Origin of the sequence: Neotamlana laminarinivorans (genome assembly GCF_020523925.1) — a bacterium.
GTDB lineage: Bacteria > Bacteroidota > Bacteroidia > Flavobacteriales > Flavobacteriaceae > Neotamlana > Neotamlana laminarinivorans.
This window is the reverse complement of the sequence record NZ_JAJAPW010000016.1, coordinates 1-6,215: the sequence shown is the minus strand read 5'-3', so window position 1 is coordinate 6,215 and position 6,215 is coordinate 1. Positions and strand designations below refer to the sequence as shown.

At 30.4% G+C, this 6,215-nt stretch carries 9 protein-coding genes; all 9 read right to left on the bottom strand.

Annotated elements, in window-relative coordinates; all coding sequences use genetic code 11:
• Window positions 1–246: 246 nt before the first annotated feature.
• On the bottom strand, window positions 247–654 hold the full coding sequence (locus LG649_RS15805) for a hypothetical protein (RefSeq protein ID WP_226544794.1): 408 nt from the start codon (window positions 652–654) through the stop codon (window positions 247–249).
• Window positions 655–817: 163 nt separating this feature from the next.
• Window positions 818–1,516 (bottom strand): hypothetical protein, encoded by a 699-nt coding sequence (locus tag LG649_RS15800; protein ID WP_226544793.1) that lies wholly within the window; start codon window positions 1,514–1,516, stop codon window positions 818–820.
• A gap of 153 nt (window positions 1,517–1,669) precedes the next feature.
• Window positions 1,670–2,290, bottom strand: a complete 621-nt coding sequence (locus LG649_RS15795; protein ID WP_226544792.1) for a hypothetical protein — start codon at window positions 2,288–2,290, stop codon at window positions 1,670–1,672.
• A 178-nt stretch (window positions 2,291–2,468) separates the two neighbouring features.
• Window positions 2,469–2,696, bottom strand: a complete 228-nt coding sequence (locus LG649_RS15790) for a hypothetical protein (protein ID WP_226544791.1) — start codon at window positions 2,694–2,696, stop codon at window positions 2,469–2,471.
• Window positions 2,697–2,699: 3 nt separating this feature from the next.
• Complete coding sequence (locus tag LG649_RS15785) at window positions 2,700–3,002, bottom strand: hypothetical protein (RefSeq protein ID WP_226544790.1); 303 nt, start codon at window positions 3,000–3,002, stop codon at window positions 2,700–2,702.
• A gap of 194 nt (window positions 3,003–3,196) precedes the next feature.
• Window positions 3,197–3,547, bottom strand: coding sequence for a hypothetical protein (locus LG649_RS15780; protein WP_226544789.1), 351 nt, complete (start codon window positions 3,545–3,547; stop codon window positions 3,197–3,199).
• Between the two features lie 117 nt (window positions 3,548–3,664).
• Window positions 3,665–4,504, bottom strand: coding sequence for a tetratricopeptide repeat protein (locus tag LG649_RS15775; RefSeq protein ID WP_226544788.1), 840 nt, complete (start codon window positions 4,502–4,504; stop codon window positions 3,665–3,667).
• Window positions 4,504–5,025 carry a hypothetical protein gene (locus tag LG649_RS15770; RefSeq protein WP_226544787.1) on the bottom strand — a complete coding sequence of 174 codons (522 nt, stop codon included), beginning with the start codon at window positions 5,023–5,025 and terminating at the stop codon, window positions 4,504–4,506. Before LG649_RS15770 ends, LG649_RS15775 begins: the two co-directional genes overlap by 1 nt.
• A 163-nt stretch (window positions 5,026–5,188) precedes the next feature.
• The gene (locus LG649_RS15765; RefSeq protein WP_226544786.1) at window positions 5,189–6,079 is read right to left on the bottom strand and encodes a carboxypeptidase-like regulatory domain-containing protein; all 891 of its coding nucleotides are present in this window, start codon (window positions 6,077–6,079) and stop codon (window positions 5,189–5,191) included.
• Between the last annotated feature and the right edge of the window lie 136 nt (window positions 6,080–6,215).

Below are 6,215 nucleotides of genomic sequence, written 5' to 3'. Positions count from 1 at the left end.
CTGCGTAACGATTGTCAGATTCAGAGTTTGAGTGTTCAATTCCGCGAGCTGCTTTGATCAAATTCAGATTTAGAATTCCATCGGATTTCTCCGCGTTTGAGTGAGTTCGGAGGTATTTTTTGTAACGGTCTCGTATAACTGTCAGTTACGGGATTAAAGTTAATAATTTTCGGTTAAGAACTGGCGTTAGCAATTCCGAGTGGATTCGGACGTAGTCGAATCCGCCGTAATTGCGGTTATACATTGTTATGGTAAGTTTTCAATTTTTTCAACTTCCCTTGATAAATTAAATTCAACATTTTTTGGATAATAAATACTTACAATTCCACCCATAGCGATATCGAAAGAACCTCCAATTTCAATTATTTTTTTTGATAATAGTTTAAAAGTATTAGAATCAATCATTTCTTTACTCCAACAATATACATCCGTTACATATTCTGATTTAGTAACAATTTCTTTAATCCAAAGCTTACCGTCAAATCCTTTTTTAGCAGATACAATAGTTCCGTACTCATAAAGTTTAGATTTTATTAATAATGGTGTTTCCAAAATCATATAAGTTTTATCCTTTAATTTTCGTGAAAGAACAAGTCCGACATTTCCATCTTCTTTAAAATTAAGAGTTTTTACTTTTCTTCTAAACTTTAACATTTTGAGTAAGTTAATTTACCATAACGGTCTCGTATAACCGTCAGTTACGGGTTAAAGTACGCAAATTTTTCGGTTTAGCACTGACGTTAGCAATTCCGAGTGGATTCGGACGTAGTCGAATCCGCCGTAATTGCGGTTATACAATGTTGGGTTTAGTACTTTATTATTCAATTTTTATTAATTCATATTGTTCTGCTAATCCAGATAGTTTCTCTTCTGAAATTCTTATTTCTATTGGAAAAGTATTTTGAACGAGTTTGGTCAGATTTATTACAGAGTGAATAGGTAATTCGATTTTGTCAGTTACATACATTTCGTAAATCGTATTTCCCGTATCACTCTCTTCGTCTTTTTTAATCAGAGTGAGTTTGTAGCAATCGAATCCATTTATTTCTTTTTTGTTTTTTCTATTTTCAATTATCTCATATTTGTGGTTTTTAGCAAATAGATCATATTTTCTATAATTCACAGTTTTTGATTTGTCATAATAGTTTAAAACTCCACTATTTTTTTGAATCATAAAATAATCTCCAATCATTTTTCCATTTTGCTTGGTATAGCGCCAAATAGAATCATTCTTTACTTCAATATAAATTTCCGTTTCAGGAGTTTGGGTAAGGAATTCAGTCATCTGCATTTCCTTTAGTTCTTTGTTCATCAAAGAATCTTTTCCTTTCGGATTATAGGTGGCCTTAATTAAAGAATCCGTTTTTGATTTCAGTTCCGTAATTCCGCTTTTGGATGAAACCATAGATTTCTTGAAGATAAATTTTGTCGGTTGAGAACTTGGTTCAGTCAACTTTTTTGAAGTTGAACAACTTATTAAAATTAGAAGTATTAAAATGTAGTTAATGTGTTTCATTCGTATTAAACCCAACGTTGTTGTGTATGGTTAGTTGCGTGTTTCAGCAACTAATTTAGCAAATATAAACCGAATAGAAAATCCGCGAGGATTTTCGTAAGCAAGCTCAAACTAGCCATTAACTATACACGTTGTTGTGGTGTCGTATTTTTTTCAATTCGTTGTTATTTCATAAGGTTTTTTCGGAAATCCATATAATGTAATTTTTTCAGCACTAATTTCTCGAATAGGAATTAAGGTTTCTCTTATTCCATTATCATAAATTGCTCCAAAATAAGTTCCATTAAGGTTTTCTAAAATCAATTTCCGACCTTCTCTTTTCATTCGTTTATTAATTTCTTGAATAGTTGGACTGCTCAAATCTTTATTAAAAATAAATCTTATTTTCTCATTATTCCATTCTACGTTAAATTCAGATTCTTCAATTTCCGTTTTTGTTAAATCAGTTTTAGTAGGCTCAATTCGTTCGTAATCAGTTGTAAATTCGGTGTCTTCTGTTTTGGATTCGGTTTCGCTTATTACTGTATGAGTTTTTCCCATTCTGTAAAGTCTAATCCGATTTTCATTCACGAATTCATTTTTGGTTTCCGAAAATTTCTCACTATAAACTAACTTTTTTTCTAAAGTTCCATTCTTTGATTGTTCCGAAATATCGTAATGTGAGATTTGGTCATTTTTAAATTCAATAAACATTGGCTTTCCATAAGTAGCTCCATCTTTAATCATTAGCCATGTTCCGCTCAAATTTTGTCCATTTAGTGAATAAAAAATCATTGTTATTAATATTATGAATGTCGTTTTTCGCATATGCACCACAACGTGTTTGTATATGGTTTGTTGCGTGGTTAAGCAACTAAGTTAACAAATAAAAACCGAATAGAAAATCCGCGAGGATTTTCGTAAGTAGGCTAGAACCAAGCAATAAATTATATACGGTGTTGGTGTGTCGTTTTTATTTCCGTAATTCCTTTTCAGTCATTTCAGGACTATATCTTTTTCCGTCTTTGTCAAAGCTCCAAACATTCGAAACTTCACGTAATTCAGGTAATTCAGTTTCTTCTGCTTTGATTTTTTGTTTTATAATTCTCCGAAATTTTCTATTTGCGTCTTGTTTATTTTCCTTTTCAGACGTTGCAGTTGTAATTCCTTGAATTTTTGTTTTCTTTTTAGACCTACTCATAATTTAGGCATTTGCATATTTGTCAATTAATTCATAAAGTTTATTTTCTATGAATTCTGTTTTTTTAGATTCAAAGACTTCTTTTGGTTTATCCCAATCATTGTCATAAATGACATATATTTTATAATTCTCCGTGTAAAATCCAACATCTAAAATCGGTCCTTCGTGATAAATATGACTTAATTGTAAAATATCTTCTGTTTTTTCAGCAGTAACTAACCATTTTTCGTCAGATACGAATCCGTTTTGGTCATATTCAATATTCCATTGATTTATGTTACTCGATACTTTACTATTTTTAATCATTTACTCGATTTTTCTCAAATGCATGCCAACGTGTTTGTGTATGGAAAGTTGCGTGCTTGTGTGCGAGGATTTTCCGAAGGAAAATCAGATGCAGGCAAGCAAAGCAACTCACATTGGTTTAGTGTAAAACTAGCAATTTTTTATACACGGTGTTGGCAATAGTTTTTATTTCAGTTAGTTTTTCTGCTATTTGTTCAGTCAGCAGTTTTTTTTATAAATTCATTCGTGAAATCAGATTCCGAAGTTTTTACAAACAGAGTGTCTTTTTCAGAATTCAGTCTATATTCCATAATAAAGTCAGTTTCTAATTCAGGGTCAATATTCGTTAATTGTGTATAGTAAATTTTTGTTCCATCACTTTCCCATGTGAATTTAGTCGTCTTATCCCAAGTATAATAAATTAGGGAATCTTTAAAGAATTTTAATTCCACAGTATTTGCGCTTTTGGTCGAAATCCAATGTCCAAATATTTCAGAGTTATTCTTCTTATTAGAACAACTTTGCAAAATTAAAACTAAAAATAATGTTCGGATTACGGTTTTCATCAAATTATTGCCAACGGTCTCGGCTATGAGTAGTTGCGTGCTTTAGCACTTAACTTAGCAAGTACACACAAAACTGAAAATCCGTGAGGATTTTCAGAAGTAGTAGAGAGCAAGCAATTACTTATAGCCATTGTTGTAAGCCGTTTTTATTTCGTTTTCAATATTTTCTAAATATATTTTGTCCATTGGGTTTGAATACGGGTCGAACATTTTTCTTTCTTCAATATAAAGTTCCTTTGCCTTTTTTAAACAAGAAATGGATTCAGGTGGGTTATCTAATTTTCGATAAGTTAAAGCCAAATAATATTGATTTTCAGCTAATTCGTTTGTTTTTGACTGTTTCTTAAACATTTCAATTGCCTTTTCAAGTCTTTCAGTTTCTAAATAGAGGACTCCTAGGTGTAAATAATCATATGCTCCAACAAAATCTTCCTTTTCGTTTAGTTTTATTTGGTTTTCAATAATTTTTATAGCTTTTTCTTTTTCCCCAATTGCTTTATAGCATAAACCTTTAGCAATGTTTAAATGATAAGTTCCATTTATTGATTGTCCAATGTCATAGTCTACTAAAGTATCTAATTTCTCTATGTCTTTAATTGCTCCTTTGTAATCACGGAAGAATTGATACCTACACCAACCTCGATAACCAAGATTTTCTTTTATGTTAAATTTTACAGCTTTATCTATTAACCTTTTCCAGGTTATAAAATCTCCACTTTTTAAATATGCGACAGATTTTTCACGGTAAGCATATGCAAATGTTGAATCAATAAATATTGATTCATCTAAAATTTCTTGAAACTTTTTAGAAAATTGATAGTGATTTTCAATTTGTTCTGCTTTTTTACAAGCCTCGTATTTTAAGGTTTCTCCATAATATTTATATGCTTCACAATTGGGTTGCGAGAAAATACTTGAAAATGAAAACAAAAAGATTAATAGGTTGAAATTTTTCATTAAGGTATGATTTCTTTTAGTTGTCCATCTGTTATTTTGAAAATGAGATACATATAATAGTCAATAGGCATTTCCTTTCGGTATTGTATTTTCCAATTATCAATTCCTTTTGTTATATCAAGAAGTTGAGAAATAATTCTTTTGTCAAACTCTATTTCTTGATAATTGTAGTCAGACTGTAAAACTCTAAATCTTCCAGCTATTCCTTCGCAGTTTACAATAAACCGTATTCTGATTAGTCCATTCTGATTTTTGTCTGATATTGGTTGATATTTAGATTTGAATGCGTTTAAAATTTTAGATTTTTCTCCGCTATAATCAGGTCCTTTTCCTAGATTAAAATATTGAAAGGTTTTATCGTCTCCGTTACAAACTTTAAAATTCAATTCGTCAGTTTGGTCATTTTGCTCAATGTCTCCGACCCAACGTAAATACACTTGTTTTTCGTTAACTTTTTTCTCGGTTTGACAATTGCAAAGAATAGAGAAAAATGAAATTATTACTAAAAATGATTTTTTCATTGGATTTATTTTGTTCAAATGGCTTACAACGTTGTTGTATATGGTTTGTTGCGTGGTTTAGCACGTAATTTAGCAAATAAAAACCGAATAGAAAATCCGCGAGGATTTTCGTAAGTAGGCTAGAACTAGCAATAAATTATATACGGTGTTGCCCACAGTATTTTTAATTCGTAAGTGTTAATTCAATTGCCATTAGACTATATTTATCTTTATAATTTTTACTTGTTCCAACGTTTTTCCAAACTTTTCTCCACTTTCCTTGATTAAAAATCCAACTATTTTCGTCCGTTTCAGCAGGTACAGTTCCGATTGCAGGTTCATAAGAGATTCCGTCTAATTTTTTTCTTGAATCTTCCATTGTATATTTATATTCATACTTATTATCCTCAATAATTAGCCATTCAATTGCAATAAAAAATCCATTCTCAGGAAATTCAATATTTAGTTCAGAAATATCGATTTCAGTTGTTTTTTTTCCTTTTTTTGCAATTCCAATTATATTTTGGTCATAAATATAGTTTTCAGGCTCTCCATTTTCGCTTACTCCATAAAGGCGAATATTAAATTTTGAATCTTTTACATCACTTTTTGTTAGTATTCTTATTTTTTTTAAAAATGGTGTATTGTCATATTTGTGATTATATTTAAAAAATCTAGCAGTAATCCAAGGTTTTATTCCACAACCAAAGTAATGATTGATTTTTGACTTTTTGAATTCTCCAATTATGAATTCTTGTGTTGATTTTTTTGAACTTATAATTACTTCGTCTAATTCCGTTGTTATTGGTTTTAATTCAAGAGTTTCTTTTATTAAATCTGAAGATTTTTTTTTTGTCTCAAAACCGATTGCAGAAAAAAGAATAATTTTCGTGCTATCAATTTCTAATATAAATTCTCCTTTTTCATTTGAAGTTGTTCCGATATTTTCGTTTTCAACCCAAATATTTACATAAGGTATTTTTTCCTTCGTTTCGCTATTAATTATCACTGATTTTAATTGACTAAAACAGAGGTTTGAAATTAGCAAGAACGTTATTGCAAGCAGTTTTTTCATATTGTGGGCAACGGACTCGTATAACCGTCAGTTTACGGGTTAAAGTACGCAAATTTTTCGATTAAGCACAGATGTTAGCAATTCCGAGTGGATTCGGACGTAGTCGAATCCGCCGTAATTGCGGTTATACATTGTT